Source organism: Amycolatopsis viridis (genome assembly GCF_011758765.1).
Taxonomy (GTDB): domain Bacteria; phylum Actinomycetota; class Actinomycetes; order Mycobacteriales; family Pseudonocardiaceae; genus Amycolatopsis_E; species Amycolatopsis_E viridis.
In genome coordinates this window covers 487677-514492 of sequence record NZ_JAANOU010000001.1, presented here as the reverse complement: position 1 = coordinate 514492, position 26816 = coordinate 487677, and the positions used below count along the sequence as shown (strand labels likewise).

The following is a 26816-nucleotide window of genomic DNA, read 5'->3' as shown; positions in this document are numbered from 1 at the left end:
GGGCAAACACGCCGGTGCGTTGGCGTGTTTGCCGGCCCCGGCGGCGTGTTTGCCGGTCGCGGCGGCGTGTTTGCCGCTGGCGGCGGCGTGTTTGCGGATTCGGGGGGTGCGGGCGGGTCAGGTGAGGGTGCGGGGGCGCACCGAGTTCGCGCGATCAACCAGCTCGATGCGTTCAGCCGCGGTGTGCGCCAGCCGCGCCAGCATGCGGTAGCACCGCTCCAGGCCGAAGCGGATGTCGCGTTCGGACAGTGCACAACCGAGCACCTGGGCGGCCGACCGGTAGCCGGCCGGGGCGGCCTGCACGTGGGCGAATGCCGCCTCCAGCACCTCCGCGGACAACCGCGTGCGTCCCTCGGCGTCCAGCCGCAGCTGCTCCAACCTCACACCCGCGTCCACCAGGTCCGCCTCGCCAACCCGCGCGGCCGGCCCGCTGGCCCGGATCTTGACCTTGATCGCCGCGACCTGCGCCGCGATGTAGTGCGTCGAGGCCGGGGGCACCGACTCCAGCACCTCGATCGCCCCGGCCCGCGCGCCCTGCGCCAGGTACACCCGCGCCAGCCCGAACGCGGCGCTCACGTACGAGCGGTCCGTGCGCCACACCTGCTCGTACAGCCGCGCCGCGGTGAAGTAGTCGCCGATGCCCTCCGCGCTCACCGCGAGCGCGAGCTTCGGGGCGATCTCGCCGGGCAGATCGTCGTAGACCGTCTCGAACGCGACGTTCGCCACCCGGGGCCGGTCGCCGGCGAGCTCGATCAGGCCGCGGTGCCAGTCGATGCGCCAGTCGTGCGGATACCCGGCCCGGATCGCCAGGTACTGCGCGGCCTGCAGCTGACGGCTGGCCTCGGCCAGCTCGCCCAGCTCCATGCGAGCGCGGACGATGCGCAGCCGCACCTCGATCGAGTCCGGCGGCGCGCCGGCGAGCGCGTCGATCGCGGCCCGCGGGTCCAGCGCCGTCGTCGTCGCGAGCACACCCGCCGCCGGATCGTCGGTGTCGACCTGCGGGATCGGCAGACCGGACACCACCTCCACGGCGTCCGGCAGCGGCACCGTCCAGCCCGCCTCCGGCACGTCCAGGTCCATCCCGAAGGTGTTGGTCTCCGGACCGAACACAGTGGACACCGCCGGACGGGGTTTCCCGGTGCCCATCGCGATGATCTCGCGCAGCACCCCGGACAGCTGGTCGGCCATTTCCTCGGCCGAGACGAACCGGCGGTCCGGGTCGGGGTGCGTGGCGCGCTTGAGGAACCGGTAGTAGGAGCCGAACAGCTTGAACAGCGGGATCTGGTCCGGGGTGGGCAGCCCGGCCTTGTACTTCGTGGTGTAGCCGTTGAACTCGAAGCTGAGCACCGCCAGCGTGCGGCCCACGGTGTAGAGGTCCGACGCGATCGACGCGCCGTGCGTGGTCAGCTCCGGGGCGCTGTAGCCGGTGGTGAAGAACAGCGGGCTGGTGTAGTCGTCGATGCGCCGCACCGCGCCCAGGTCGATGAGCTTGAGTTGCTCGTGGGTCTGGATCACGTTGTCCGGCTTGAGATCGCAGTACAGCAGGCCCTGGCTGTGCAGGTAGCCGAGCGCCGGCAGGATCTCCAGGCCGTAGGCGATCACCTGGGCGACCGGCAGCGGCTCCGGCCGCCCGGCAGCGCGCTGGTGGGCCAGCGCGAGCTGGCGCAGCGACTGACCGCCGATGTACTCCATCACGATGTAACCGATGGCGCGGCCGGTGCGCGGGTCCGGGTGCTGCACGAAGTTGTAGATCTTGACGATGTTCGGGTGCTCGACCTCGGCCAGGAACCGGGTTTCGTTCACCGCCGCCGCGACCGCCGTCGGGTCACCGGTGTCGATCAGTCCTTTGAGGACGACCCAGCGGTCGTTGACGTTGCGGTCCTTGGCGAGGTAGATCCAGCCGAGACCACCGTAGGCGAGCGCGCCGAGCACCTCGTACTGCCCGCCGACCAGGTCGCCCGGCTGCAGGGTGGGCAGGAACGAGTAGGCGGTGCCGCACTTCTCGCACACGCCCTCGGGGCCGGCCGGGCCGCGGCCGACCTTCGCCGAGCAGTTGCCGCAGTACCGCTTCTCCTCCGACACCACGGGGTTGGTGAGGACGGCCGAAGCCGGGTCGCGGTAGGGCACCGGCGGGACCTCGACCAGGCCCGCGCCGAGACGCCCGCGGCGCGAGGTGCGCCGACCGGTGCGCCGGGCAGTGCCCGGGAACGCGCCGGAACCGGTGCCCCGGCTGCCCGGTCCGGTGTGGCCGCCGGACCGCTCCGGCAGCACGCTGTCCGTACCCGGGTCGGGCAGCACGCCGGGCCCGCTCGGCTCGGACGGCGGGGTGGGCGGGCGGATCATCTCGGTCATCGGGGCCGGCGAGGCGAGCACGCTGGTGAGCTGGACGTCGTCCGGCTCCACGGGTTCCGCGGGCGGCCGGACCGGCTCGATGATCTGCGTGCGGGCCGCCGACGGCACCGGCTCGTCGATCGGGGCGGGCCGGTCGCCGCTCAGCTCGTCGACCGGACGGCTCCAGCCGGTGCCGGGTTCGCCGGTGAGCGAGCCGGTGACCGGCTGGTCGTCCGGGCGCGCGTGGCGCGAACGGCGCTCCTCTTCGGACACTGTGGACGCCCCCTCAGCGGTAGGACACGGCCGGCGGCGAACCGGGGCCGAGTGCCGGCTCGATCCAGTACTTGTACGTGTTCTGCCAGGCGCCGCCGCTGCGGACGTTCTCCAGGACGGCGTTGACGAACCGGACCATGTCGTCCTGGCCCAGCGGGATGCCGACGCCGTAGTACTCGCGGGTCAACGGCTCCCCCACGACCTCCAGGTTCGGGTCCTGGCGCACCATGCCGGCGAGGATGACGTTATCGGTCGACACCGCGTCCACCTGCCCCTGCTGGAGCAGCACCAGGCAGTCCGACCAGTTGTTCACCGACACCGGGATCGGCCGCGGCTGCGCGCGGCCGATCGTTGACAGCGAGGTGGAGTTCTTCGCCGCGCACACCCGCTTGCCGCCGAGGTCCGCCATGCCACGCAGCCCGGAGCTCTTGGCCACCAGCACCTCCTGACCGGTCTGGTAGTACGGCGCGGAGAACGCGACGTCCTTCATCCGGCTGCAGGTGATGCTGTAGGTGCGGACGACGATGTCGACCTGGTGATCCTTCAACACGTTCTCCCGCGCCGAGGACGGGATGGCCACCCACTGGACGTGCCCCTCCCACCGGCCGAAGATCGAGGCCGCGATCTGCTTGGCGATCTCGATGTCGAAGCCCTCGAGGTTGCCGCTGGCGGGGTTGAGGAAGCCGAACAGGAAGTTCGTCTGGTCCACCCCGGCGATCAGCCGGCCGCGGCTGCGGATCTTGTCCATGGTCGACCCGGACGGGATCGACCCGTTCGGCGAGAGGCTGCGGGTGTCACAGTTGTTGTCCGTGCCGCTGCCACCGGCCTGGTCACCACCGCCGGTCCCGGCCGGCATCGGCGCCCGCACGTCACCCACCGGCGCGGGGTCGGCCGGTGTCCCGGCGCCGCCGCAGGCGGCGGCCAGCAGTGCGACGGCCGCGACGAGCGCGGCCACCTTCCCCCGAGCCATCAGCGGTACTCCCTCAGCCTGTCCCGAATCCCCATCGTGGCGCCCGCGGCCGCGATCACGGCGAGCACCGCGACACCGGGCGCGAGCAGCGTCAGCGCGCGGTCGCCGCCGCGCGTGTCGTCCAGGAACGCCTGCCGGCCGTGCCCGATCGCCGCGACCAGGGCGTCGTCGAGGTGCGCGAAGGTGGTGGCCGCGCCGCCCGGCACCGACGAATCGACCGCGAGCTTCACCGCGTCGGAGTAGGCACCGTCGACGTCCTTGGCCCGGATTTCCTGGTGCGTGACCAGCCACTGCTGCGCGTTGTCGGCCGCGCCCTGCACCTCGCGGGCCGTGTCGCCGGTGGCGAAACCCTTCGCCTCCGCCAGCAGGCCGGTGACCTGCGGCGCGAGCGCGTCGAAGTCCCGTTCGTAGGTGCCGCCGTCACCGCGCGCGACCAGCGTCAGCATCTCGTTGGCGCGGGCCTGCAACGCCGCGATGCGGGTGCGGACCAGCACGTCGACCTGGTGGCTGCCGTCGGAGTCGCCGCTGCCGACCAGCACGCTCTGCACAGTGACCGCCGCCGCGCCCCAGAGCAGCACGAGCACCGTGGCCGCCGTCGCGACGACCAGGCCGACGTTGAGCACCCGGTTGGTCTTGCGGGTCAGGTACACCTGGGTCGCGACCAGTGCCGCGAGCAGCGCCAGCACCAGCAGCGTGCTCACCCACGGGAAGCCGCTCGCGTCGTCCTGCTCGCCGGCCAGCCGGTCGGTGTCGATCCGGTAGAGGTCCTGCGCGGCGGGCAGGATGGTGCTGCGCATCAGGTCGGACGCCTCGCGCAGGTAGGACGAGCCGACCGGGAAACCCTGCCGCTTGTTCGCCCGGGCCGTCTCCACCAGGCCGGTGTAGACGGGCAGCTGCCGGGTCAGGATCTGCACCTGCGCGGCCGCCTCGGGCACGCCCGCCGAGTCGGACGCGGCCTTGCCCAGCGCGACACCGGCACGGGCGATCGAGGTGTCGTAGCGCTGGCGCAGCGCGGGCGGCTCGACGCCGATCGCGAGGAACGTGCTCGCCGCAGTCGCGTCCGCGTCCGACAGGGACCGGTACACCTCCTGCGACGCCGCGGCCAGCGGCTCCCGGTGGTCGATCAGGTCGTTGATCGTGTTCTTGCGTTCCTGCAGGGTGATCGTGGCGACCACCCCGGCGAGCAGGGCCAGCACGACGAGCCCGACCGCGATCACCGTCAGGCGGCCCGGTGTGGTGCGGGCCGAGCGCACGACCGAGCGGACGGCCGCGCCGGGTAGTTCGGCCAGGCCGGCCAGACCGGCGCGCGGCGCGTTCGGGGACGCGGCGGGTTCGGGGATCCGACCGCCCGGGCCGCCGGGCGCGGCGGGCCGCGTCGCGGTCGCAGTCATCGGTTCCACCCCTCGCCCTCGAACCACACCCGCATGAAGGTACCGGACGGCACGATCTTGCGGACCGAGGTCGGACGATTGGTGAACACCGTTTGGACACGAGGTGGAAACGAAGACAGCCCCCGCCTCACGAAGAGACGGGGGCTGTCGTTCGAAGTCGAATCAGAGGACGTTAACGCCGGTCGCCTGCGGGCCCTTCTGGCCCTGGCCGATCTCGAACTCAACCCGCTGGTTCTCCTCCAGGGTGCGGAAGCCGCGACCCTGGATCTCCGAGTAGTGGACGAAGACGTCGCCGCCGCCATCGTCGGGAGTGATGAAGCCGAACCCCTTCTCGGAGTTGAACCACTTCACGGTGCCCTGAGCCATGCAAAAATCTCCATATACTGCAAACAAACAGCACACCGGTTCGATGTACCGGGTCACCGGCGGATCGGTTTGCCTCCCCGAACGGGGAACCACTACGCCCGCCAAATCTTGCGAGCGTGCCTGAACACGAACACAAAATCTTCGAAGACCACCACCAGTAGATCACACATCCGGCGGAAACGCTAGGTCTTGCGCGGCCGCTGGAACAGCGCGGACAACCGGGTGTCCGGATCGATCACGTCCGGGTCCGTGCGCACGTCGACGACGCTCGGCCGCTGGTGCTGCAGGGCACGCCGGAACGTCGGCTCCAGCTGCTCGGGCGATTCGATCGTGTAACCGGCGGCGCCGAACGAGCGGGCCCACGCCGCGAAGTCCACCGCCGTGAGTGACACCCCGTGCAGCCGCCCGTGCTTGGCGGCCTGGTGCGTAGCCAGGTCGGTGAACAGGCCGTTCTGGAACACGACCACGAGGATCGGCGCGCGGTGCCGCACCGCGGTCTCCAGTTCCTGCCCGGTGATCATGGCGGCGGCGTCGGAGACCACCGCGACCACCGTCCGCCTCGGCGCGGCCAGCTTCGCGCCCAGCGCGGCCGGCACCGCGTAGCCGCGCACGCCCTCCGGCGGCTCGAGCTGGGTGTGCGGCTGCGTGAAGCACCAGTACCGGTGCACGAACCGGGCGGTCGGGTCCGAGTCGGCCGTCACCACCGTGTCCTCCGGCGCGACCTTGCGCAGCACCCGGACCACGTCCGCGGGGTGCACCAGCGGGTGATCCGGGCTGGTGCGCGGCGGGGTCATGTGGGTGTGGGTGGCCGCGTTGGCGGCCGAGCTGCGCCGCGACCGGGTGACGCCGACCGCGACCAGCTGCCGCAGGAACGAGCCGACCTCGCAGTCGATCCGGAACGTCAGCCCGCGGCGATGCGTCGCCGGCAGGCCCGGACCGATCACCACCAGCGTCTGCGACGGCAGCGGGTACCGGTTGTTCTGCGTGGTCACCTCGTCCAGCCGGGTGCCCACGGCCAGCACCACGTCGGCCCGCTCCAGGGCGTCCAGCTGCCCCGCCGGGATGCCGAGGCCGAGGTGGCCGGCGTAGCGCGCGTGGTTCTCCGGGAAGCTGTCCTGCCGGCGGAACGCGGTGTAGACGGCCAGGCCGAGCTGGTCAGCGGCGGCGATCAGGTCCGTGCGCGCGGCGCGTCCGACACCACCGGCGATCAGCACCGGGTAGCGCGAGTCGGCCAGCAGCGCCGCGACCTCGTGCGCGGACCGCAGCGCCGCGCCCGTGTCGTCCGGACGCGGCTCGGGGTCGGGGATGACGTCGTGGAACGGCGCCACCCAGAAGTCGGCGGGCACCGCCAGCACCGCCGGACCGCGGCGCCCCTCCCGGGCGGCGCGAACGGCCTGCGCGGCCAGCACCGGCACCTGCGCGGCCGTCCCGGCGCGGCCGGTCCACTTCGCGAACGGTCCGAACAGCGTGAGCGGGTCCAGCTCGGCGAGCCCGTCCTGGATGCCCGGAGCGGCGAGCCGGACGCTCGCCCGCTCCTCGACCAGGACCACCATCGGCGTGCCGTCCTGGTAGGCCGAGCGCACCGCCACCAGGAAGTCCGCGATGCCCGGGCCGGGCCCGCCGAGCAGCAGCGCGGGGACCTCACGCAGCTTGCCCTCGGCTTCGGCCATGAACGCGGCACCGGTGTCCTGGCGTGCCGTGACCAGCGCCATCAGCGGTTCGAACCGGATGGCGTCGAGGAACTCGAGGAACGCGCTGCCGGCCACGGTGTAGGCGCGCCGCACCCCGGCGTCGACCAGCACGCGGGCCGTGATCTCGGCGACGGTCCATCCCTCTCGGTACTCGATGGGAGAAGGGTCCCAGCGCGGCGCTGGTCCGGTCAAGTGATCTTGAGATTCCCGACGGGTGAACGATCACCCCAGAGTAGAGGCTCCGGGCCGGGGAGCGACCTCGTCAGTTCTGCGTGAACGACCAGAGCGTCCCGAGGTGCATCTCGTCGAAGCTCAGCAGGACGCCGCCCTTGACCTGCTTGGCGGCGCTCTCGCTCCAGTCGAACTTGCACCTCACCCAGGTTCCGTGCCCGTACGGGTTGCGGCACACCCGCATCCGCACCCCGCTGGAGGCCTCGATGGCGCCGAGCGCGGAACGCCCGTCGGCCGAGCCGTCCTGCACGTACACCACGTCGCCGTCGTACTGGACGCACACCTTCGTGGTCCAGCCCGTGGCACACCGGTTGTAGTCGGTCGGGCCGGAGATCTTGGCGCCGTTCTGGCAGGAGAAATCGGCCTGCGCGCAGGAGCGGTAGAAGTGGGGCTCACCGGCCGCGGCGGTGGGTGCTGCCGCCAGGACGACCCCCGCGGCCGCCAGCGTGGCCATCGCGATCCGGGCGGGACGCGCGCCGGCCCAGGACTTCACCCGTCGCGTGATCGGTTTCGGTGAGTTCACCGGGCACATCCTGCCGGGGCGCGGTGGCAGCGCACCGGCAGGGTGCGCCCGCAGCCGATGGCCGCTGACGACGCCCGGAAGGAACCGAGTACGGGTTCGGTGCGGGAATCACCCGCCGCGACGCTCGTCCCGCCGGCACCACGGACAGGTGCGCTGCGGGCAGCGGCCGGGCGGGCGCAGAGCCGGTGTGCGGGCCGTGGCCCTGGAAACGATCGCCGTGAATATCCGTTCCGGGTTTCCCCGCCAGCTCAGCTCGAAGATCACCCGATTCCTCTCGTGCCGTCGCGGACCACCGTGCCCGGAGTTCATGGTCCCCGTGGCCGGGCGCGCGCCGAACCGCCGAACCGGCGGCCTGCCCGCCCTTTTCCCGATCACGCAGAGTGATCCGGTGGACTTTCCACCACCCGATCGCCGCGCCGTCCGGCGAGCGCTGGCCCCTCCGCACTGCTCCCGGCGGCACGAGGTGCGCCGGGCGCTGTGCCGGCCATCCGGGTGAGCGCGGACGTGGTCGGTTTGTTTCCGCCGAGCCCGCTCCTGTCGGCCGGCAGCCCGCACCACGTCGCTAAGCTGAACGGGTGATCACCGGGTTCGGCGTGGCCGTCGCGGCCGCTGCGGCGCTGGTCGCCGTGTGGGCGTTCGTCGCCGCCGCGCGGGGCCGCGAGCCGGGCCGCCCGCTGCTGGCCGCGCTCGCCGTCGTCGAGGCGCTGCTCGTCGCGCAGCTGGTCGTCGGCGTCGTGCTGCTGATCGCCGGCGACCGCCCGCACAGCATGGTGACCTACCTGGCCTACCTCGTCGGCGCCCTGGTGATCCTGCCGGTGGGCACGGCGTGGGCGCTCGCCGAGCGCAGCCGGTCGAGCACCGTGATCCTCGGCGTGGCCTGCCTCGCGATCCCGGTGATGGTCGAGCGGATCCACCAGATATGGGGTGCCGGGCATGGCTGAGCCGTCCGAGCAGAAGACGCCGAAGTCGCAGCGGACCGCGGCGACCGGTCCGGGCCGGATCCTGGTCGCGGTGTACGGGATCTTCGCGCTCGCCGCGACGTCGCGGGCCGCGGTGCAGATCACGACGAAGTGGCACGAGGCGCCGCTGGCCTACACGTTGTCGGCCGTGGCCGCGGTGATCTACATCGTCGCGACGGTCGCGCTGGCCCGGCGTGGCGGCGGCTCGTTCCGGCTGGCGGTCGCGGCGTGCACGACCGAGCTGCTGGGCGTGCTCGTGGTCGGCACGCTGAGCGTGTTCGACCGGGCCGCCTTCCCGGACGCGACCGTGTGGTCCGGCTACGGCGAGGGATACCTGTTCATCCCGCTCGTGCTGCCGGTGATCGGCCTGCTCTGGCTGCGCCGGACCACGCGCCGCTGAACCACTCACCGGTGCGCACGCGCACCACCGTGCGCCATCCCCGGTTTGACCTGGGGCGATCGGTGGGCCGCCCGGGGCTCGAACCCGGAACCTACTGATTAAAAGTCAGCAGCTCTACCGATTGAGCTAACGGCCCGCAGCTGCAGTGTAACGGGAGGGGGTCCAGCACCGGACACGCTGGTCCGGCGACGCGGCGCGAGCGGGCGGCCGGGGTGCTGGCGGCCGGTGCGGCCGGACGCGGTCACGACTTCGGACCAGGACGGGGATAGCTGTCACAGTCAGCGAGATCACATCAAAGTACGCACCGTGATCACCAGGTAGGCGGTACCGCCTGACGCACAGTGATGACACGCTCGCCATGAGGTGGCCATCGGGTAACCTCCCGAAGCCTGAACAGCTCACCTGGGGAGCAGTGTGTACCTTCCGACCTACTTTGAGTCGCCGGAGCATGATCGTTTGCGCGCGGAGGTTCGCCAGTTCGCCGAAGAGCACATCGCTCCACGCATCGGACAGATGGAGGCATCACGGGCCGTCGAGAACGAGCTGGCACGGCTGGTAGCCCGGCAGGGCTGGATCGGGGTGACGATCGGGCCGGAGTTCGGTGGCATGGGATTGGGTCATCTGGCCAAGACCATCATCATCGAAGAACTGTCGTGCGTCAGCGGGGCGATGGGGGCAATGGCCCAAGCATCCCAGCTCGGTGTGGCCAAGATCCTGCATTTCGGCAACTACGAGCAAAAACGCCAGTGGTTGCCGGCCATCGCGGCTGGGGATTGCCTTCCCACCATCGCGGTGACCGAACCCGAATCCGGCGGTCATGTCCTCGGCATGTCGGCCACAGCCCGGCGTGACGGGGACGACTACGTTCTCAACGGTCGCAAAGTGTTCGTGGGGAACAGCCATGTCGGCGACCTGCACGGCGTGGTGGTGCGGACGGGGGAAGGCTCACGTGGCCTGACAGCGTTCCTCGTGGAGTCCACCCGGCCCGGGTTCTCCCTGGGCCCGTTGCAGGAAACCATGGGGCTGCACGGTTTCAGCTTCGGTGAGCTCATCTTCGACAACTGTCGCGTGCCGGCGGAGAACCGGCTCGGTGACGAAGGAGACGGGCTCGCGGTGGCCTACTCCTCCAGCATCTTGTACGGGCGGCCGAACCTCACCGCGGTGTCTCTCGGCGTCCACCAGGCGCTGGTCAACGCGACCACGCGGTTCGCCAGGGAACACACCCGCTACGGTGCGGCACTGGCCATGATGCCGACGATCAAGCAGAAGCTCGGCCAGATGCAGTCGCAGCTGATGACCGCCCGGGTATTGGCCTACCACGCGGCCGCCATGTTGGACCAAGGGCTGCCCTGTGATGCGGAACTGATGAGCGCCAAGCTGGAAAACTACGAGCTGTCGCAGGCCTCCGCGAAACTCGCGATGGAAATCCATGGTGCGTACGGGCTGATAGCCGACCGCCAGGTGGAACGGTACGTACGCGACGCGCACCACATGTATGCCCCGGCGGGCACCTCCGACATCCAGCGGCTGCGGTTGGCCGAGTTCGCGCTCGGGGAGGCGAAGGGGCAGTGGTCGCAACAGCTGGCGACTGAACTCGGCGTGGGGAACGCCGCCCGCGACCGCGCGCTCAGCGCTCCCGCAGGTGAATCTGTTCCAGCAGTTCGCCCGCCAGCTGCTTGATCGTCTGCAGTCCGGGCCGACCCCACTCCCGCGGCTGGGTGTCGATGACACAGATGGTGCCCAGTGCGGTCCCGGTGCGGTCGATCAGCGGCGCGCCGAGGTAGGAGCGAACGCTGAGCTTGTTGATGACCGGGTTACCCACGAACTGCGGCCACTCGCAGACATCGTCGAGTACCAGCGCCAGGCGCCTGCTCACCACGTGCGGGCAGAACCCGTGGTCCAGGTCCATCGTCCGGCCCACGCCGTGATGTTCGGTGGCCTGGGCCGCTTGCAGGGCGGCGCCGCGTTGATTTCCGGACGGGGTGTAGAGACCGGCGAAGTACTGTTCCCGGTCGCTGATGAAGTTGACCATGGCGAACGGGGTGTCGGTGATCGATGCGAGCTTGGCGGCGAACGCATCGAATGCGGGGTCGGGCTCTTTGCCGATGTTCAGCTCAGCGAGGCGCTTCATCCGGGCCGAGACCTCGGGGTCCCGCGGAACGGTCCGCAAACGATCGTCCTGCTCGTACGTCATGGCATACTCCGAATCTGGGTCGCGGTGGTCAGAACGGGGATTTCTGCGGCTGGCCGGTGAGACATGGTCGCGATGTGTTCCACGAGGGTGACCAGCACCGAACTCGCGGAGCGCGCGCGCCGGGCGTCGCAGTGCAGAAGGGGAACGTGCGGTTTCAACTCGAGGGCACTGCGTAGTTGCGCGTCCGGGTAGGGATAAGCGTCACCGAAGTCGTTGATCGCGACGAGGAAGTTGATGCCGCGCTGCTCGAAGAACTCGATGGGGCCGAAACAATCCTGGAGGCGCCGGGTGTCGGCCAGAACGACGGCCCCGAGAGCTCCCCGGGAGAGCTCGTCCCACATGAACCAGAACCGGTCTTGCCCTGGCGTCCCGAAGAGATAGAGCACCAGGTCGGAGGCGATCGTGATCCGGCCGAAGTCCAAGGCGACCGTGGTGGTGCTCTTGTGGGCGACTCCCGTCAGGCTGTCGGTGCCGACGCTGGCGGTGGTGAGAGTTTCCTCGGTGGAGAGGGGCGCGATCTCACTGACGGCGCCGACGAAGGTCGTCTTGCCCACGCCGAAGCCGCCGGCGACCAGGATCTTGGCCTGATCGGGGACGGTGTCAGAGCTTCTTGAGTCCATCAGCCAATCTCTTCAGCAAGTCAATTTTCGACGAATCGACCAGGCGAGGTGTGTGCGCGGTAGCGGCACCGGCCACGACCAGGTCGGCGAGCAGGATCTTGGTGACGGCGATCGGCTGCTTCAGCACCGCGGCGACCTCGGTGACCGAGATGGGGTTGCCGCACAGCCGTAGCGCCTGCGCGTGTTCCAGCTGCAACCGGTCGGGCGCGACGGTGCCCGTCGCGGACACCAGCGACATCATGTCCAGTGGCACGCTGGCGCGCGTCCGCCCTGCTGTGATGGTGTAGGGGCGCTCCCACAGGTCCTCGGGCTCCGCTGTGCCCGGATCTTCGGTCTTGTCCGGCACGCCTTATCGATTTCCCAGCTGCGCCGCCGCGATGTCTTGCCGGGCGGGAGTAGCCAACTGCTGAGGCAACTGGTCACCGAGGCGTCCCATCTCATAGCTGAGGGTGGCAGCGTCCACCCCAGGGCCGGCCAGGACAGCGAGGACGGTGCCGATGCTGGGGGCCGTGACGAACAAAATGCTCCCATCGGTCTCGACCAGCACCTGCCGCACATTACCCTCGGGCGTTCCGCCGAAGCGCGTCCCGACCGCTTTCGCCAACGAACAGATCGAGCCGGCCATCGCCGCCAGCGTTTCGGCCTCGTCGTCGGCCAACCCGTACCAGTTCTTGGCGATGCCGTCCGCGGACAGCAGGACTGCGGAGCGAGAACCGGGAACCCTGTCGACGAGGCGGTGTAGCAGCCAAGTCAGGTCGTCGGTCACGGAGACTCTCCTTGCGTTCGTGTGGTAGCGGTCGTGGGCGGCGTCGCGGACTCTTCCTGGCTGAGCGCCAGGCCGCGCAGGGCCGCCGAGGCCAACGTGTGATTGTGTCCCGGGACCAGGACCGTGGGATGCGACGGCTCGTCGCGAAGCCCGGGTGGCAGGTGGGTCGGCGCTGCGCTCCGTTGCGGCAACGGTGGCGCTGGGGCATCCCTCGACGCTCTGGGATCACCGTGCAGTGGCGCAGACAACGCTGCTCCAGGCGCCCGCACCGGCAGTGTGGCAGGCGGTGGACCGACCGCGGAGCCATGTGTGGACGTGGCCGGCGAAGACTGCGACGAGTCGTCAGCACGTTCATGGCGTCCGGGGGAGCCACCGGGAACGGGCTCGGCGTGCTTGGGCTGCGCGACCTGGGGGGCCGGAGAGAGCGCTTTCTGCTCGGACGGTGCCTCCTGGGACTTGACGTCCACGACCAGCAGGTCATGCGGCAGGACCACGTTGGCGTCGACACCACCGAACATGTTCTCGTCCAGCTTGACCCGGATGCGGTAGCGTCGCGCCAGCTCCTTGACCACACCCATACCGATGCGGCCTTCGGCGAGCAGCTCACCGACGTCGAGCGTGGTCGAAACCTCGAGCAAGCGGTTGATGCGCTCGCGTTCCTCCCAGGGCATGCCCAGACCTCGGTCCTGGACCTGGATCCACAGCCCCGCCGTCACCCGCTGCGCGCGCAGGGCGACCTTCGGCGCGCCGGGATCGGCGAAGGTCGTGGCGTTTTCCAGGAGCTCGGCCAGCAGGTGAATCACCTCGGCCACGGCGCGGCCGTGGATCTGGAGGTCGTCAGCCGGGAGGATTTCCACCTGTTTGAAGTGTTCGATCTCGGCGACCGCCGCCCGCAGGACACCGTTGACGTGCACTGGAGTGTCCGACCGGCGCTGCAACGTACCGCCGCCGAGGACTGCGACGTTCTCGACCTGGCGGCGCAGCTGAGTGGCCAAATGGTCGATCCCGAAGAGACCCTTCAGCAGATCGGGGTCTTCGACCGCATGCTCGAGGGTGTTGATGTCGTAAAGCATGCGGCGGTTCAACCCTTGAAGACGCCCGGACAGCTTTCCGAAGACGATTCTCCGCTGGTACTCGCCGCTGAACAGGGTGTCCGGCGTGTCGGACTGCGGCTCCGGCGGCGGCCCAGCAGTTGCCGGCGGGGTCGCTGCCGGCGGGGTCCGGCGCAGGCCGATCCCCGCTGCCACCACGCCGATCACCACTACTGCAATGGACAGCGGGAGTGCCCAGCTGGGCCTTGCCGCAGCAGCTGCAGTTGCCACGACCCCGGCAAGCACCATGACGAGGCTCGCCAGAAGCACAGACGCACGATGTGAGCCAGGAATTTTGCCGACCTCCCCAGAGACCACCGGTATCGGCCCCGTGACCTCTGCACTCGTTTCGGCGGCCCCGCCACCGGGCACAGTTCGATCAGACATCAGGTCCTTCCCGTACGAGGACTCAGCAAGGTGCAAACGGCAACTCGTGACGTCGCGCCGCCCGTCCCTTGGCGCAGCCAGGGTGACGATCTGTGGCGGAGCGATGCTACCGCATCGGGAACCGGGCAATTCCGAGTACCTGGGGTCTGCCGTCAACGGCAACCAGTTACCGAAGGTCATCACCCATTTCGCCTATTGCCGTCTGCTTAGCAAGCGCTATCTGCGGCCTGCGTCCAGCGGTGCCCAACCCGGGCGAGCCGCGGGTTCAAGTCGCGACTGCGCCTTGCGCGAGCGCTCCGGCCCGGGTGCGCGCACACGGTGCTGGGTAGCAGCTTCCGGACCTCGGCGGGCCCGGCCGGTGACAGGGCCGGCGTGCCATGCGGAGTCAAAATGGCATGACCGACGATTTCTCACCGTGCTGCTTTGCCCGCGGCTCATATTCGGGGCGACGTGGGAATGGCGGTCGCCATCGACGAATTTCGCGCAGCGATCTACGACATCAAAGCAATCCGGGAATTTCGGCGTTCTGCTGACGCAAGGCAGCCATGTCGGCGACCTCGGGCTGCCTGGTCGCCGCCGCCGGCCTGTCGCACATCAGCGGCTCCAGCAACAGAGGCGTCAACCGCACGGCCGGATACGCGCACTCCTGCCGCGATTCCTCGGAGCAGCCGGCCCGATCGCAGGTACAACCCACCTTCACCTGGGTGGAGCGAACCGGGCGGGAAGCCACCTTTTCCGGCAAATCTGGGGGAGCACCCCGCTCCAGCAAGAACGGTGCACTCACCCACTGTGACAGGGTCGACCGCCCCCGCGGAACGCTTCCTGCTTTCGAAGTCCACCGTGAATCCCGGGGGCAATGCGGCCCGGCGCACCGCCGGAAGACACCACCGCGGTAGGGCGGTCCCTGCCGTTACCTTCCGTCGGCGGCTCGACACCCGGGTTATCCTGTTCGTCACGCTGCCGATGCTGCCCGCGGAGGAGGCTGACGCGCGCGAAACGGGGCCGAGCATGGGTGAACCCGGCGAGACCGGACCGGCTGGAGAGCCGGTGCCCGGGCACGCCGTTGCCCGGCTCCCGTCCCCGACCCGGCTGCGGAAGCCGACCGGCGAACACGCCGAAACCCCCGGTCCGGGACCACGAGCCCCGGGCCAGCCCCCCACCGAGACCGAGACCACGAAAACCCAACGGGCCGCCGGCGCCCGGTGGCCTGCCGAGGAGCAGCTCGCGCGGTACACCGGAGCAGCCGAACCGCTGCCCGTGCCTGAATCGGAGCCCGAACCGTTGCCGGACCCCGAACCGCACGAGGAGTTCAAGCCCTCGCCGCGGCCCCGCCCCGAGCCCGCCGGCGAGCCGGCGCCCGCCGAGCTGCTCGACGCCGAGGACGACAACCGGCTGCGCGTGCGGCCGTACGTACTGACCAAGGGGCGCACGCACTCGGCGTACGAGCTGGCGATCGAGACCATGGTGTCCATCCGCGCCGACGCGAAGTGGACCGGCCCCGCGCTCAGCGCCGAGTACCAGCCGGTGCGAGCCATCGTCGACAGCCCGCGCTCGCTGGCCGAGGTCGCGGCGCTGCTGTCGATCCCGCTCGGCGTCGCCCGTGTGCTGCTGTCCGACATGGCCGAACTGGGCCTGCTGCACATCCACGGCATCGAGCGGACCGCCGAGGGACGTCCGCCGCTGGAGCTGATGAAACGCGTCCTCGACGGCCTGCAGCGGCTCTGATCGACTCGTACGATCGGCCGGTGAGCGAGGAATCGGAACGTCCGGACGCGGGCGGCGAGAGCACCCTGACCGTGGTGCTGGCCGGGAGCGTGAACCTGGCCATCGCGATCATGAAGGCGGTCGCCGGGGTGATCACCGGTTCCGGAGCGTTGCTCTCGGAGGCGGCGCACTCGGTGGCGGACACGTTCACCGAGATCCTGCTCCTCACCGCGCTGCGCCGCTCCGGCCGCGCGGCGGATGTCATGCACCCGTTCGGCTACGGCAAGGAGCGGTACTTCTGGTCGCTGCTGGCCGCGGTGTCGATCTTCGCTTCGGGGGCAACCTTCGCGTTGTACGAGGGTTTCGCCACGGTGTTCGGGGAGCCGGTCGTGCAGACCAAGCCGATCGTCGGGTACGTCGTGCTGGGACTGGCGTTCGCGATGGAGTCGGTGTCGTGGTCGCAGGCGTTCAACCAGGTGCGGCGGGGTGCGGCGGAGCAGAACCGGACGATCTGGCGGTTCCTGCGCTACATCGACGACCCGGCGCCGAAGACGGTGTTCCTGGAGGACTCGGCGGCGTTGATCGGTCTGGTGCTGGCGTTCGCCGGGCTGTTCCTGCACCACGTCACCGGCTCCGAGTTGTACGACGGGATCGCGTCGATCCTGATCGGCCTGCTGCTGGCCGTCGTGGCGTTCATCCTCGGTCTGACCAACCTGCGGCTGCTGATCGGGCGGCAGGCGGATCTCACGGTGGTGCGCGGTATCCGCGAGCACCTGGCGGCGGCACCGGAGATCGAGGCCGTGGTTGACCTGCAGACGATGCTGCTGGGCACCGACCAGGTCCTGGTGTGCGCGCGGGTGGACTTCGACGACGCGCTGGGCGCGGCGGAGGTCGAGCGAGCGTGTGTGCGTCTGGCTGGCGAGCTGCACGACGAGTTCTCCGACGTCACCGAGGTCTTCATCGAGCCCGTGCCGCGCAGCGATCCGGAGCTGCGCGCGGCGGTGCTCGCCCGGTACGGCGACATCGCGAGGCGCTACGGGCAGACCCGATAAGCTCCCAGAGCATCCGATTTGTCACCAACCACTGGGGATTGATTTGCGCAAGTTTTTCACATGCGCGGCTGCTGTCGCGATGCTCGTCGCGCCGACCACCGCCGCCACGGCCGCGACGAGTGACCTGCCCGAGGGCATGACCGCCGGATATCTCGTGCTGGACCGCACCACCGGCAAGACCCACGGTGCCAACGCCCACCGGCAGTACCGGTCGGCTTCACTGGTGAAGGTGCTCATCGCGCTGGACTACCTGGAAGCGCGCGGCCCCGGTTACGAGATCCCGGACGACGACCGGGCCCTGCTCGAGCCGATGCTGCGCTCCAGCAACGACGACGCGGCCAGCACGCTCTGGGTGCGGGACGGCTGGGAGGAGATCATCAAACGCTCGGTCGCCCGCATCGGTCTCAGCGACACAGCTCCGCCGCCCGCGGAGAAGCGCGGTACCTGGGGGTACACCGCGACCAGTGCCGCCGACATGGTCAAGACGTACGAATACATCCTCGAGGACGCGCACCCCAAGGTCCGCGACTTCATCATGGACAACCTGCACGCCTCGACGCGGTGCGGCGCCGACGGGTTCGACCAGTCCTTCGGCATCCCGAGCGCCCTGCCGAAGCCGCAGGGCGTGAAGCAGGGCTGGTCCGGTTACGGCGCGGCGCCGGCACCGGGCGAGGAATGCGTTTCCAGCACCTCGCGCAGCGTGCTCGCCTCGCCCGAGGTGCGCTCGGCGACCGCGGTCGCATCCAGCGGCGATGTCGACCTGACCAACCGCGTCATGCACACCACGGGCGCGGTCGGCGAGGGTGACCGCCGCATCGTGGCGGTCCTGACCTCCGAGCCGACCACCCTCGGCTGGCGCGACTCGGCGGACCGGATCACCGAGCTGACCGGGAAGGTGTACCGGCAAGCACTTGCCTGAAGCACTGAATCAGTGCTTCACTTCTTTCATGCCCTACCGCCGCACCCCGCAGGTCCAGGCTCGCCTCGACGCCCAGCGCGAGGCGATCCTGGCCGCGGCCGGTGCGGTCCTCGCCGAACGCGGCTACGCCGGCTGTTCGGTCAACGCCGTTGCCGAGCAAGCCGGCGTCGCCACGGGCACCGTCTACCGGCACTTCCCCGGCAAGGCCGAGCTGGTCGTCGAGCTGTTCCAGCGGATCGTCAACCACGAGGTCCAGGCCGTGCAGAAGGCCGCCGACCGCCCCGGAACCCCGGCCGAGCGCGTCGCCGCCGTGATCGAGACCTTCGCCGAGCGTGCCCTGAAGGTGCCGCGCCAGGCGTACGCGCTGCTCGCCGAGCCCGTCGATGCGCCGATCGAGGCCGAGCGCATGGTCTTCCGGCGCGTGTTCCGCGACGAGCTCGCCCGTCACGTCCGCGAGGGCGTGCGCAGCGGCCTGCTGCCTCCGCAGGACGCCGACCTCACCGCTGCCGCCCTGGTCGGTGGCGCCGCCGAGGTCCTGATCGGCCCGTTGACCACCGACAGCATCGACGCGATCGGCTCGCTCCGCACGTTCATCTTCCGCGCATTGGGAGGCCCTGATGCCTGACACCCACGAGGTCCGCAACCAGGTTCCGCCGCTGGTCGACTACGACGTGGCTGCCGACGCCGCCCTGCTGGACGGGCTGCGCCGCGAGGGCGCCGCGTGGGCCGAGGACGAGGTCCACGAGCTGGGCCGCCTCGCCGGCAGCGCGCAGGGTCAGGAGTGGGGCCGCGTCGTCAACGAGAACCCGCCCAAGCTGCACACCCACGACCGCTACGGCCACCGCGTCGACGAGATCGAGTTCCACCCGTACTGGCACGAGCTGATGACCGTCGCCGTCGGGCACGGGCTGCACGCCACCCCGTGGCGCCAGGACCGGCCGGGCGCGCACGTCGCCCGCGCCGCGAAGATCGTCGTGTGGAACCAGGCCGAGCCCGGCCACATGTGCCCGGTCTCGATGACCTACGCCGCGGTCCCGACGCTGCGCCACAACCCGGAACTGGCCGCCACCTACGAACCACTGCTCGCCGCCACCGAGTACGACTTCGGCCTGCGCGTGCCGACGGCGAAGCGCGGGCTCATCGCCGGTATGTCGATGACCGAGAAACAGGGCGGCTCGGACGTCCGCGCGAACACCACCGCAGCCCGGCCCGCGGGCGACGGCACGTACGTGCTGACCGGCCACAAGTGGTTCACCTCGGCGCCGATGTCGGACGTGTTCCTCACGCTCGCGCAGGCACCCGGCGGGCTGTCCTGCTTCCTGCTGCCGCGCGTGCTGCCCGACGGCACTCGCAACCGCATCTTCTTCCAGCGGCTGAAGGACAAGCTGGGCAACAAGTCCAACGCCTCGTCCGAGATCGAATACGACGGCGCGGTCGGCTGGCTGATCGGCGAGGAGGGCCGCGGCGTGCCGACCATCATCGAGATGGTCAACAACACCCGCCTCGACTGCGTCCTCGGCACCACGTCGCTGATGCGTCAGGCCGTCGTCCAGGCCGTGCACCACGCGCGTCACCGCGAGGCCTTCGGCGCCAAGCTCGCCGACCAGCCCGCGATGGCGAACGTCCTGGCGGACCTGGTCATCGAGTCGGAGGCAGCCACGACGGTCGCGATGCGGCTGGCCGGCGCGAGCGAGGACCCGTCGCAGCAGGCCTTCCGGCGGCTGGCGCTCGCGGTCACCAAGTACTGGGTGTGCAAGCGCGGCGCCGCCCACACCGCCGAGGCGCTGGAATGCCTGGGCGGCAACGGGTACGTCGAGGATTCCGGCATGCCACGCCTCTACCGCGAGGCGCCGCTGCTGTCCATTTGGGAGGGTTCGGGCAACGTCGCCGCACTGGACGCCCTGCGCGCGATGGGCAAGCAACCCGAGTCGGTGGAGGCGTTCTTCGCCGAGCTCGACCTGGCGGCCGGTGCGGACCCGCGGCTGGACGACGCCATCGCGCGGGTGCGCAAGGAGTTGTCGGATCTGACGGACCTCCAGTACCGGGCGCGGCACCTGGCCGAGACGATGGCGCTGGCGTTGCAGGGTTCGCTGCTGGTGCGGTTCGCCCCGAAGGCCGTCTCGGACGCGTTCTGCGCGTCCCGGCTCGGCGGCGACTGGGGAACCGCCTTCGGCACGCTCCCCCCGGGCGTGCAGACCCGGGCCATCATCGAGCGGGCGTTCGTCGGCTGACGCCCTCGAACGCTGAGCCCTGGAAAAGGGGATGCGTCCTCCCGGGGCAACCGCGAGAATGGTCCAGTCCTGCGGTACGACTGGGTGAACCGACCCACCGACCACGAGAGTTCGAGGACGTGAGCTTCGAAAACGACGTGGCCGCGCGGCTGGCCGGCCTGCCCGCGGTGCAGGCCGTCACACTGGGCGGATCCCGCGCGACCGGCACCGCCGGCCCGGACAGCGACTGGGACTTCGCGGTCTACTACCGCGGCGCCTTCGACCCGGACGACCTGCGCGCTCTCGGCTGGCCCGGGGAGGTCTCGGCGATCGGCGCGTGGGGCGGCGGCGTCTTCAACGGCGGCGCGTGGCTGACGATCGACGGCCGCAAGGTGGACGTCCACTACCGCGACCTGGACGTCGTCGAGCACGAGGTGGCCGAGGCCGAGCAGGGCCGGTTCCACTGGGAACCGCTGATGTTCCACCTGGCCGGCATCCCCAGCTACCTGGTGGTCGCGGAGCTGGCGGTCAACCGGGTCCTGGCGGGTGCGTTGCCGCGGCCGGAGTTCCCGGCTGCGCTGCGCTCGTCGGCGACGGCGTTCTGGCGCGAACGTGCGGCGCTGACCCTGAGCTACGCCGAGCAGGCATATGCGCCGAAGGGCCGCGTGACCGAGTTCGCGGGAGCCCTCGCCACGGCGGCGATGGAGGCCGGGCACGCGGTCCTGGCGTCCCGCGGCGAATGGGTGGTCAACGAGAAGCGCCTGCTCGACCGCGCCGGCCTGCGCGGTGTCGACGACGTCGTTCCCGGCGCCGGCGACCTGCAGGCGGCCGCCGGGCGGGCGCGCGAGCTGTTCGGGCTCTAGCGGTCGGTGTCGACGCGGTGGAAGTTCAGGTACGCCCGCGACGGCGTCGGGCCGCGCTGGCCCTGGTAGCGGGAGCCGACGGCGGGTGAGCCGTACGGGTTCTCCGCCGGGCTGGTGAGCCGGAACAGGCACAGCTGCCCGATCTTCATGCCGGGCCAGAGCGTGATCGGCAGGTTCGCCACGTTCGACAGCTCGAGCGTGATGTGCCCGGTGAATCCGGGGTCGATGAACCCGGCGGTGGAGTGCGTGAGCAGCCCGAGGCGGCCCAGCGACGACTTGCCCTCGAGGCGGCCGGCGAGGTCGTCGGGCAGCGAGACCAGCTCGAACGTGGACGCGAGCACGAACTCGCCCGGGTGCAGCACGAACGCGTCGTCGCCGTCCTTTTCGACCAGCGATGTGAGCTCGTCCTGCTGGAGCTTCGGGTCGATGTGCGTGTACTGGCTGTTGTTGAACACCCGGAAGAATCGGTCCAGCCGCACGTCGATGCTGGACGGCTGGAGCATCGCCGGGTCGAACGGGTCGATGCCGAGCCGGCCGGCCTCGAGCTCTTTGCGAAGGTCACGGTCACTGAGCAGCACACGCTAACCCTAGGCAGCCTGCATGTGCCTCGCGTAGGTGGGATCCAGCTCGGCGATCCGGCCGAGGCGCTCGACGTAGCGGCGGCGTTCCAGGGCGCCGAGGTACTCGCGCAGCGCCGTGGCGCCGGGGATGAAGCGCCGCGCGGTCTCGGCAGCGAAGTTACCGACCGCGACCGCGAGAATCGCGCCCTGGGCGACCGGGTCGTCGGGGATCTCGAGGAAGTCCGCGTTGGCTCTGCCGAGCACGAGGCGGCTGATGGAGGAGTGCACGGCGACCGAGAGGTGGGCCAGGACCTTGCCGACGGCGCCCCGGCCCTCGCCGATGGCCGCGTGCGTGTCGATCAAGGCTTTGGCGAGCCGTTTGGAGTCGGTGTCGGGGATGAACTCGGTGGACGCGAGCAGCCAGAACAGGCGCCACGCGTCCTCCTCGGTGGCGGGCAGGAGTTCCTCGTCGACGCCGAGCAGCCAGCCGGCGTAGCGCCAGAGGTGCAGGATGTCGGCGCGTTCCCGGTCGCTGAAGCGGATGCCGAGCAGCTGGGTGCCGTAGACGAAGACGAGGGAGAACAGGAGCAGGGTGCCGGCGGTCTGCACCTGGTTGATCGGCTTGTCCCACTCCTGGTAGTCCCAGTCGGGCCGCCGGTGCATCGCGGCACGGACGTGGGCGTGCACCAGCCGGACGCGGAGGGCCGACGCGTAGCCCGCGGCGTGCACGGCCAGCGCGCCCGGGGTGGTGACGTCCATCCACCACGCCGCGGTCTCGAGGAGGCGCCGGCTGGCCTTGCGTTCGATCTCCCCGGTGGCGACGAGGGTCTTGATGGCGCGGGAGGCGAGGTAACCGCCCATCAGCGACATGTCGCCGAGTGGGAACAGCCCGAGCACCCCGGTGCGGACGATCGCCCTCGCGCCGCGGTCGAGCCGGGCCGGGTCCACCCAGTACGGGGTGGCCTCGACGTGCTCGAAGAAGTCGACAAGCTCCTTCGGCGGTTTGTCGAGGTCGTGGACGCCGTGGGTCAGGGCGTGTTCGAACAGGCGGCGCCCGTGGTTCTTCGGCAACCTCCGGAACAAGGCGACGACCGCATCCGCCAGCGGATCCTCCACCTGGGCGAACTCGCGGAACCGGCGCAGCTGCCGCTCCGTGGCGCGAATGTCGTCCTTGACGAACACCTTCGCCGCCAGGCGAAACCCCCCGCTGCGAAACAACTCGGGATCCGGCAGCCGCTCGTCCATGCGCACCTCCCCTTCGACAACGAGTGTTGTCACTTGCGCCCCGCCGAGTCAAGGGGGTCGCTTCGCGCGGAGAAGACGTTGTGTATGCTGTGCGTCGCTGCGGATGTAGTTCAATGGTAGAACATCAGCTTCCCAAGCTGAGAACGCGGGTTCGATTCCCGTCATCCGCTCGTCGCAGGTCAGAAGGGGTGCCATCCGGGTTCGGGAGGCACCCCTTCTGCTATCTCCAGCAACATCCCAACGACCCACCAGATCTCTCGCCGGCGCAGAGCGGCGCCTCCCGGCTTGCCCCTGCAGACGAATACGCGAGCTCGCGCGGCAGACTGTCGCTGCCCGGAACGCCTCGGGTTCGTCAACCAGCCAGGCTGAGATCCCCTGAGGGCCCGTTTGCCAGCGTCGCAGCTCGTATGCCGCCACAGCCATCAACGCTGTCGTCTGGTCGGCCGGGACTTCGGCGTCAAGCTCGTGCAGCGTCAACGCCCACAACGTTTTGATGACCCACGGATCATCACGGGGATGCCGAGCGAGCTAGATCGGCCGGCACCGGATCACCTGCCCGACCACCGACGGAGCGCGGAGCAGCGAACCCACCAGGTCGCCGAGAAGGTCCCACATCCGGCATAAGCTACCGGCGCGAAACGCTGCGGCTCAGGTTGAGTCACAAACCGAATTCGATCCTGGCGAGCTCGTGGGATTCCTCCAGACTCAACCACTCCACCGCGAGCGATTCGCCGTGCATTGCGAATCGTCCGGCATCCCAGTCGGCCAACTCGGCTTCCAGGAAACGGGCGTCGACGATCGTGTCCGTAACCGAAACGCCGAGCCACGGCAACGCCATCCACAGGTGCGCGGCGTAGTGCGGGGCCGACCAGCGCCGCCACCACAGCGCGCCGCCCACCTGGGTCCAGCGCACCTCGGGCTCGACGAAGACCAGGCCCGCACCACCCGAGTCGCGGTGTACCCGCCCGGCCCGGCGCCGGTACCGTTCGAGCCGTCGATTGTCCGGCGGCGATCCGTCCGGTGGTCGCCAGCTCACGAGCGCGCCTCCCGGTGTGCGCGCAACGGTGCGGCCTGGTCCTCTCGGTCAACCAGGGCCGATTCCGCCGGTGCGGCACCGCCGATCCGCTCGTCGGCCTGGGCCGCGGCGATCAGGGAGTCGCGCAGCCCGTCACGGCCGTTAGGGGTGAACACGGTCGTCCTCCTCCAGACCAGTGCGAACTGTCCACGACGCGGCCGCGCGGAGGGCCAGCAGCAGGGGCAGCGAACCACTCTGCTCGATCAGCGCGGGCAATGTCGGCAGCTGCGCGCCGGCCGCCAGCTCGCGTCCGCAGGCGGCCAGGTCGATCTCCTCGAACCGCACGGCCGCGGTGAACTGGCGCTCCGACCGGCTCGGCCGGCGGCCGAGGAGATCCTGCCGGCTCACCGACAACTCGGTGAGCCCGAAGAACTCCGGCTTGGCGCCGCGGTCCATCCAGCGCGCGAACCCGACGACCGTCGTCCGCCGGATCTCGTCGCGGCGCACCCCCGTCTCCTCGCACAGTTCCCGCTCCATGCCCGCCCGCACCACCTCGTGCAGGTCGCCGCCGAGGTCGCGCGGCTCCAGTGACCCGCTGCCGGACGGTGCGAGCAGCGACTGGCTGGCCGAGTTCCGCTGGGACTGGAGCACCACCAGCACGAACCCGTCGGTCGTGACCGCCACCGTGGACACCCCGACGATGTCGGCCAGCCGGCTCTCGGCGAGCGTGCGCAGACGCCCCGCGGTGTCGACCATCAGGTGCCGCCGCAGGTCGAAGACCTGGTCGGTGTCCCGGCGCGCGATCCGCAGCGTGGCCAGCTCGTTGGAGCACTGCGCGTCGAAGAACCGGGTGCGCTGCAGCCGGACCGGCGCGCCGTGGCCGACCGACGGCAGCGGTTCGCCCCGCATCCCGAGCACCCTGCCGTTGAACAGCAACCGCCCGTGCGCCCGCAGCGGCAGCACGTACGGCGCGGTTGCCTTGAGCTCCGCCGGCAGCCGGTAGGGCTCCGGGGCGACCTCGACCGGGAACCGTTGCGTCCACAGTGTCCGGTCGATCGGATCGCTGACCAGCGCAGTTCCGCGTCCGGGGAGGTCGACGTAGCGGGCGGCGGGGTAGCCGGCCGGGGGTGGCACGTCGGCGTGCGGGAAGGGTGCGGCGATCGTGGCGAACTCGTAGGCGGCCCAGCGGCCGCGGAGCATCCGCACGTCGCGGACGAGCGTCAGGACGCCGAGGGCCAGTGCGACCACCGACAGCACGATGCCGACCGCGCTCGGCACCAGCGTGACGAGGCCGAGCAGCACGCCGAGCGCCGAGACGAACACCGGCCATTCCCGAGATCCGATGAACCAGAGGTAGTCGGCCTTCGCCCTGGCGCGGTGAGTCAGCTTGCCCATCGAGCAGCGGATGCGGTCGTCAGCCGCCGGAGTGCATGTCCTCGGCCTCGGGCACCAGGTCGTCGTCCGGGTTGTCGAGCCAGCCATGGGGCAGCGTGACCTTGCCGGGCGAGCCCTGCCGGCCGCGGGGTCCGAGCGCGTCGGCGGGGAAGGGTGCCGCGTGGTCGAGCTGGCCGATCAGCTCGTCGAGCTCGGCCATCGACGACACCATCGCGAACCGGCGGCGCAGCTCGGAGCCGACCGGGAAGCCCATGAAGTACCAGGCCATGTGCTTGCGCAGGTCGCGCATCGCCTTGTCGTGGCCGTCGTGCTGGACCAGCAGTTCGGCGTGCCGCCGCAGCACCTGGGCAACCTCACCGAGGCTGGGCCCGGCCGGGATCGGCCGGCCCGCGAACGCCGCCTCCAGCTCGCCGAACAGCCACGGCCGGCCGAGGCAACCCCGGCCGACCACCACACCGTCGCAGCCGGTCTCGGCGACCATCCGCAGCGCGTCCCCCGCGGTGAAGATGTCGCCGTTGCCCAGCACCGGGATGGTCTGGACGGCCTCCTTCAGCCGCGCGATCGCGCTCCAGTCCGCCTTGCCCGAGTAGCGCTGGGCGGCCGTGCGGGCGTGCAGCGACACCGCCGCCGCGCCCTCGGCCTCGGCGATGCGGCCGGCGTCGAGGAAAGTGAGGTGGTCGTCGTCGATACCGATGCGGAACTTCACGGTGAACGGCACACCCGCGGCACCGGCGGCCTCCACCGAAGCCCGCACGATCTGCGCGAAGAGCTTCCGCTTGTACGGCAGCGCCGCGCCGCCGCCCTTGCGGGTGACCTTGGCGACCGGGCAGCCGAAGTTGCTGTCGATGTGGTCCGCGAGGCCCTCGCCGACGATGATCTTGACGGCTTCCCGCATGGTCTTCGGGTCGACACCGTAGAGCTGCATCGACCGGGGGTGTTCGCCCCGGTCGAAGGTCATCATGTGCATGGTGCCCGGATGACGCTCGACGACGGCGCGCGCGGTGATCATCTCGCACACGTACAGCCCGGCGCCGTACTCGCGGCACAGGCGCCGGAACGCCACGTTCGTGATGCCGGCCATGGGCGCGAGCACCACCGGGGGATCGACCTGGTACGGGCCGATCTTCAGTGCGGGCTTGCTCAGGGTCGCGGTCACGTCTGCCATTGTCCCCGGTGACCCCGGCCACCGTGCCTCAGGTGCGCTCGACCGCTGGGAGCTCGGCGTGGCGGCGCGAGCGGGGCCGCCCGGCGGACACCGTCCACAGGATCTTGCCGTCGGGGTACGTGCCGCCGACGCAGGTCAGGCGGCGGCACACCACCTCGGCGCTGTGACCGGCCGATCCCAGCTCGATGCACAGGTGCGGGATGTCGACCGTCGGGCTCTGCAGGATGTGGTCCTCGGCCCGGCCGACCACGATGTCGGCGAACCGGAGCTGGTCGAAACGCACCGACAGGACACCCTCGAACAACAGTTCGACCAGGTCCTCCGGGTCGTCGTCGGTGCGCAGGACCAGCTCCGAGTGCTCGACGCTGTAGCGCCACAAGCGGAAGGCCCGGGACGAGCTGAACAACGGCTCCGGCTTGTTCATGGCCCCAGTATGGGTGCTGGCGCCGGGCCGCGCGGGCTGCTGTCACCGGATCAGTGGTTTCGGAGTCCGAA

Annotated in this window: 27 protein-coding genes and 2 tRNA genes; 10 read left to right on the top strand and 19 right to left on the bottom strand. The window is 70.3% G+C overall.

All coding sequences use genetic code 11. The features are described 5' to 3' along the window. Positions 1–117 precede the first annotated feature (117 nt). From FHX46_RS02595 to FHX46_RS02570, 6 genes are all read right to left on the bottom strand, one after another. A complete protein-coding gene (locus FHX46_RS02595) occupies positions 118–2604 on the bottom strand; it encodes a tetratricopeptide repeat protein (RefSeq protein WP_167110299.1) in 2487 nt (828 codons plus the stop codon). Between the two features lie 13 nt (positions 2605–2617). Beyond that, positions 2618–3574, bottom strand: coding sequence for a glutamate ABC transporter substrate-binding protein (locus FHX46_RS02590; RefSeq protein WP_167110297.1), 957 nt, complete (start codon positions 3572–3574; stop codon positions 2618–2620). Beyond that, positions 3574–4965 carry a hypothetical protein gene (locus tag FHX46_RS02585; protein ID WP_208399980.1) on the bottom strand — a complete coding sequence of 464 codons (1392 nt, stop codon included), beginning with the start codon at positions 4963–4965 and terminating at the stop codon, positions 3574–3576. Before FHX46_RS02585 ends, FHX46_RS02590 begins: the two co-directional genes overlap by 1 nt. A 162-nt stretch (positions 4966–5127) precedes the next feature. Further along, on the bottom strand, positions 5128–5331 hold the full coding sequence (locus FHX46_RS02580) for a cold-shock protein (RefSeq protein WP_017985575.1): 204 nt from the start codon (positions 5329–5331) through the stop codon (positions 5128–5130). Positions 5332–5513: 182 nt separating this feature from the next. Beyond that, entirely contained in the window at positions 5514–7178 is a 1665-nt protein-coding gene (locus FHX46_RS02575) for a thiamine pyrophosphate-dependent enzyme (protein WP_449224100.1), read from the bottom strand. A 106-nt stretch (positions 7179–7284) separates the two neighbouring features. Beyond that, on the bottom strand, positions 7285–7776 hold the full coding sequence (locus FHX46_RS02570; protein ID WP_167110295.1) for a hypothetical protein: 492 nt from the start codon (positions 7774–7776) through the stop codon (positions 7285–7287). Between the two features lie 575 nt (positions 7777–8351). Between FHX46_RS02570 and FHX46_RS02565 the strand changes: the two genes are divergently transcribed. Continuing rightward, positions 8352–8717 carry a hypothetical protein gene (locus FHX46_RS02565; RefSeq protein ID WP_167110293.1) on the top strand — a complete coding sequence of 122 codons (366 nt, stop codon included), beginning with the start codon at positions 8352–8354 and terminating at the stop codon, positions 8715–8717. After that, complete coding sequence (locus tag FHX46_RS02560) at positions 8710–9135, top strand: hypothetical protein (RefSeq protein ID WP_167110291.1); 426 nt, start codon at positions 8710–8712, stop codon at positions 9133–9135. The genes FHX46_RS02565 and FHX46_RS02560 overlap by 8 nt, the downstream gene beginning before the upstream one ends. Positions 9136–9198: 63 nt before the next feature. On the opposite strand, the gene FHX46_RS02555 is transcribed toward FHX46_RS02560, so the two are convergent. Then, positions 9199–9271, bottom strand: a tRNA-Lys gene (locus FHX46_RS02555). A gap of 278 nt (positions 9272–9549) precedes the next feature. Between FHX46_RS02555 and FHX46_RS02550 the strand changes: the two genes are divergently transcribed. Further along, a complete protein-coding gene (locus FHX46_RS02550) occupies positions 9550–10815 on the top strand; it encodes an acyl-CoA dehydrogenase family protein (RefSeq protein WP_167110289.1) in 1266 nt (421 codons plus the stop codon). Here the strand turns inward: FHX46_RS02550 and FHX46_RS02545 are convergent. The 5 genes from FHX46_RS02545 to FHX46_RS02525 are packed head-to-tail and all read right to left on the bottom strand — an operon-like array spanning position 10763 to position 14076. Continuing rightward, positions 10763–11329: a GAF domain-containing protein gene (locus tag FHX46_RS02545; protein WP_167110287.1), complete on the bottom strand. Its 567-nt coding sequence runs from the start codon at positions 11327–11329 to the stop codon at positions 10763–10765. The two genes, FHX46_RS02550 and FHX46_RS02545, sit on opposite strands and share 53 nt — an antisense overlap. Continuing rightward, positions 11326–11949, bottom strand: a complete 624-nt coding sequence (locus FHX46_RS02540) for a GTP-binding protein (protein WP_167110285.1) — start codon at positions 11947–11949, stop codon at positions 11326–11328. The genes FHX46_RS02545 and FHX46_RS02540 overlap by 4 nt, the downstream gene beginning before the upstream one ends. Beyond that, on the bottom strand, positions 11930–12295 hold the full coding sequence (locus FHX46_RS02535; RefSeq protein ID WP_167110283.1) for a DUF742 domain-containing protein: 366 nt from the start codon (positions 12293–12295) through the stop codon (positions 11930–11932). The genes FHX46_RS02540 and FHX46_RS02535 overlap by 20 nt, the downstream gene beginning before the upstream one ends. A 3-nt stretch (positions 12296–12298) precedes the next feature. Then, positions 12299–12715, bottom strand: coding sequence for a roadblock/LC7 domain-containing protein (locus FHX46_RS02530; RefSeq protein WP_167110281.1), 417 nt, complete (start codon positions 12713–12715; stop codon positions 12299–12301). After that, complete coding sequence (locus FHX46_RS02525; RefSeq protein WP_167110279.1) at positions 12712–14076, bottom strand: ATP-binding protein; 1365 nt, start codon at positions 14074–14076, stop codon at positions 12712–12714. The genes FHX46_RS02530 and FHX46_RS02525 overlap by 4 nt, the downstream gene beginning before the upstream one ends. A gap of 1374 nt (positions 14077–15450) precedes the next feature. Here FHX46_RS02525 and FHX46_RS28355 point away from each other — a divergent pair. From FHX46_RS28355 to FHX46_RS02495, 6 genes are all read left to right on the top strand, one after another. Continuing rightward, positions 15451–15918, top strand: coding sequence for a DUF742 domain-containing protein (locus tag FHX46_RS28355; protein ID WP_313886002.1), 468 nt, complete (start codon positions 15451–15453; stop codon positions 15916–15918). A 20-nt stretch (positions 15919–15938) separates the two neighbouring features. Continuing rightward, a complete protein-coding gene (locus FHX46_RS02515; RefSeq protein ID WP_167110275.1) occupies positions 15939–16949 on the top strand; it encodes a cation diffusion facilitator family transporter in 1011 nt (336 codons plus the stop codon). 79 nt (positions 16950–17028) lie between these two features. Next, positions 17029–17868 (top strand): serine hydrolase, encoded by an 840-nt coding sequence (locus tag FHX46_RS02510; protein WP_167110272.1) that lies wholly within the window; start codon positions 17029–17031, stop codon positions 17866–17868. A 28-nt stretch (positions 17869–17896) separates the two neighbouring features. Further along, the gene (locus FHX46_RS02505) at positions 17897–18493 is read left to right on the top strand and encodes a TetR/AcrR family transcriptional regulator (protein ID WP_167110270.1); all 597 of its coding nucleotides are present in this window, start codon (positions 17897–17899) and stop codon (positions 18491–18493) included. After that, positions 18486–20099, top strand: coding sequence for an acyl-CoA dehydrogenase family protein (locus FHX46_RS02500; RefSeq protein ID WP_167110268.1), 1614 nt, complete (start codon positions 18486–18488; stop codon positions 20097–20099). The genes FHX46_RS02505 and FHX46_RS02500 overlap by 8 nt, the downstream gene beginning before the upstream one ends. Positions 20100–20218: 119 nt before the next feature. Further along, on the top strand, positions 20219–20941 hold the full coding sequence (locus FHX46_RS02495; protein WP_167110266.1) for a nucleotidyltransferase domain-containing protein: 723 nt from the start codon (positions 20219–20221) through the stop codon (positions 20939–20941). On the opposite strand, the gene dcd is transcribed toward FHX46_RS02495, so the two are convergent. Next, positions 20938–21519 carry a dCTP deaminase gene (gene dcd / locus FHX46_RS02490; protein WP_167102877.1) on the bottom strand — a complete coding sequence of 194 codons (582 nt, stop codon included), beginning with the start codon at positions 21517–21519 and terminating at the stop codon, positions 20938–20940. The genes FHX46_RS02495 and dcd overlap by 4 nt on opposite strands. A gap of 9 nt (positions 21520–21528) precedes the next feature. After that, on the bottom strand, positions 21529–22746 hold the full coding sequence (locus FHX46_RS02485; protein ID WP_167110264.1) for an oxygenase MpaB family protein: 1218 nt from the start codon (positions 22744–22746) through the stop codon (positions 21529–21531). 99 nt (positions 22747–22845) lie between these two features. Here FHX46_RS02485 and FHX46_RS02480 point away from each other — a divergent pair. Beyond that, positions 22846–22916, top strand: a tRNA-Gly gene (locus tag FHX46_RS02480). Between the two features lie 488 nt (positions 22917–23404). Here FHX46_RS02480 and FHX46_RS02475 read toward each other — a convergent pair. The 5 genes from FHX46_RS02475 to FHX46_RS02455 all read right to left on the bottom strand — a co-directional run bounded on the left by FHX46_RS02475 (position 23405) and on the right by FHX46_RS02455 (position 26745). Continuing rightward, positions 23405–23659 (bottom strand): hypothetical protein, encoded by a 255-nt coding sequence (locus FHX46_RS02475; protein ID WP_167110262.1) that lies wholly within the window; start codon positions 23657–23659, stop codon positions 23405–23407. Positions 23660–23778: 119 nt separating this feature from the next. Next, complete coding sequence (locus FHX46_RS02470; RefSeq protein WP_167110261.1) at positions 23779–23937, bottom strand: hypothetical protein; 159 nt, start codon at positions 23935–23937, stop codon at positions 23779–23781. Further along, on the bottom strand, positions 23924–25156 hold the full coding sequence (locus FHX46_RS02465; protein ID WP_167110259.1) for a hypothetical protein: 1233 nt from the start codon (positions 25154–25156) through the stop codon (positions 23924–23926). Before FHX46_RS02465 ends, FHX46_RS02470 begins: the two co-directional genes overlap by 14 nt. Positions 25157–25175: 19 nt before the next feature. Beyond that, positions 25176–26321: a tRNA dihydrouridine synthase DusB gene (dusB, locus tag FHX46_RS02460; RefSeq protein ID WP_167110257.1), complete on the bottom strand. Its 1146-nt coding sequence runs from the start codon at positions 26319–26321 to the stop codon at positions 25176–25178. Positions 26322–26349: 28 nt separating this feature from the next. Beyond that, positions 26350–26745: a hypothetical protein gene (locus FHX46_RS02455; protein WP_167110255.1), complete on the bottom strand. Its 396-nt coding sequence runs from the start codon at positions 26743–26745 to the stop codon at positions 26350–26352. Positions 26746–26816 lie beyond the last annotated feature (71 nt).

Bases quoted from the DNA above. Each gene is read 5' to 3' on its own strand.
- FHX46_RS02590 (WP_167110297.1), bottom strand. From the start codon at position 3,574: ATGGCTCGGGGGAAGGTGGCCGCGCTCGTCGCGGCCGTCGCACTGCTG.
- FHX46_RS02585 (WP_208399980.1), bottom strand. From the start codon at position 4,965: ATGACTGCGACCGCGACGCGGCCCGCCGCGCCCGGCGGCCCGGGCGGT.
- FHX46_RS02580 (WP_017985575.1), bottom strand. From the start codon at position 5,331: ATGGCTCAGGGCACCGTGAAGTGGTTCAACTCCGAGAAGGGGTTCGGC.
- FHX46_RS02560 (WP_167110291.1), top strand. From the start codon at position 8,710: ATGGCTGAGCCGTCCGAGCAGAAGACGCCGAAGTCGCAGCGGACCGCG.
- FHX46_RS02545 (WP_167110287.1), bottom strand. From the start codon at position 11,329: ATGACGTACGAGCAGGACGATCGTTTGCGGACCGTTCCGCGGGACCCC.
- FHX46_RS02540 (WP_167110285.1), bottom strand. From the start codon at position 11,949: ATGGACTCAAGAAGCTCTGACACCGTCCCCGATCAGGCCAAGATCCTG.
- FHX46_RS02510 (WP_167110272.1), top strand. From the start codon at position 17,029: ATGCTCGTCGCGCCGACCACCGCCGCCACGGCCGCGACGAGTGACCTG.
- FHX46_RS02505 (WP_167110270.1), top strand. From the start codon at position 17,897: ATGCCCTACCGCCGCACCCCGCAGGTCCAGGCTCGCCTCGACGCCCAG.
- FHX46_RS02500 (WP_167110268.1), top strand. From the start codon at position 18,486: ATGCCTGACACCCACGAGGTCCGCAACCAGGTTCCGCCGCTGGTCGAC.
- FHX46_RS02485 (WP_167110264.1), bottom strand. From the start codon at position 22,746: ATGGACGAGCGGCTGCCGGATCCCGAGTTGTTTCGCAGCGGGGGGTTT.
- FHX46_RS02465 (WP_167110259.1), bottom strand. From the start codon at position 25,156: ATGGGCAAGCTGACTCACCGCGCCAGGGCGAAGGCCGACTACCTCTGG.
- dusB (WP_167110257.1), bottom strand. From the start codon at position 26,321: ATGGCAGACGTGACCGCGACCCTGAGCAAGCCCGCACTGAAGATCGGC.
- FHX46_RS02455 (WP_167110255.1), bottom strand. From the start codon at position 26,745: ATGAACAAGCCGGAGCCGTTGTTCAGCTCGTCCCGGGCCTTCCGCTTG.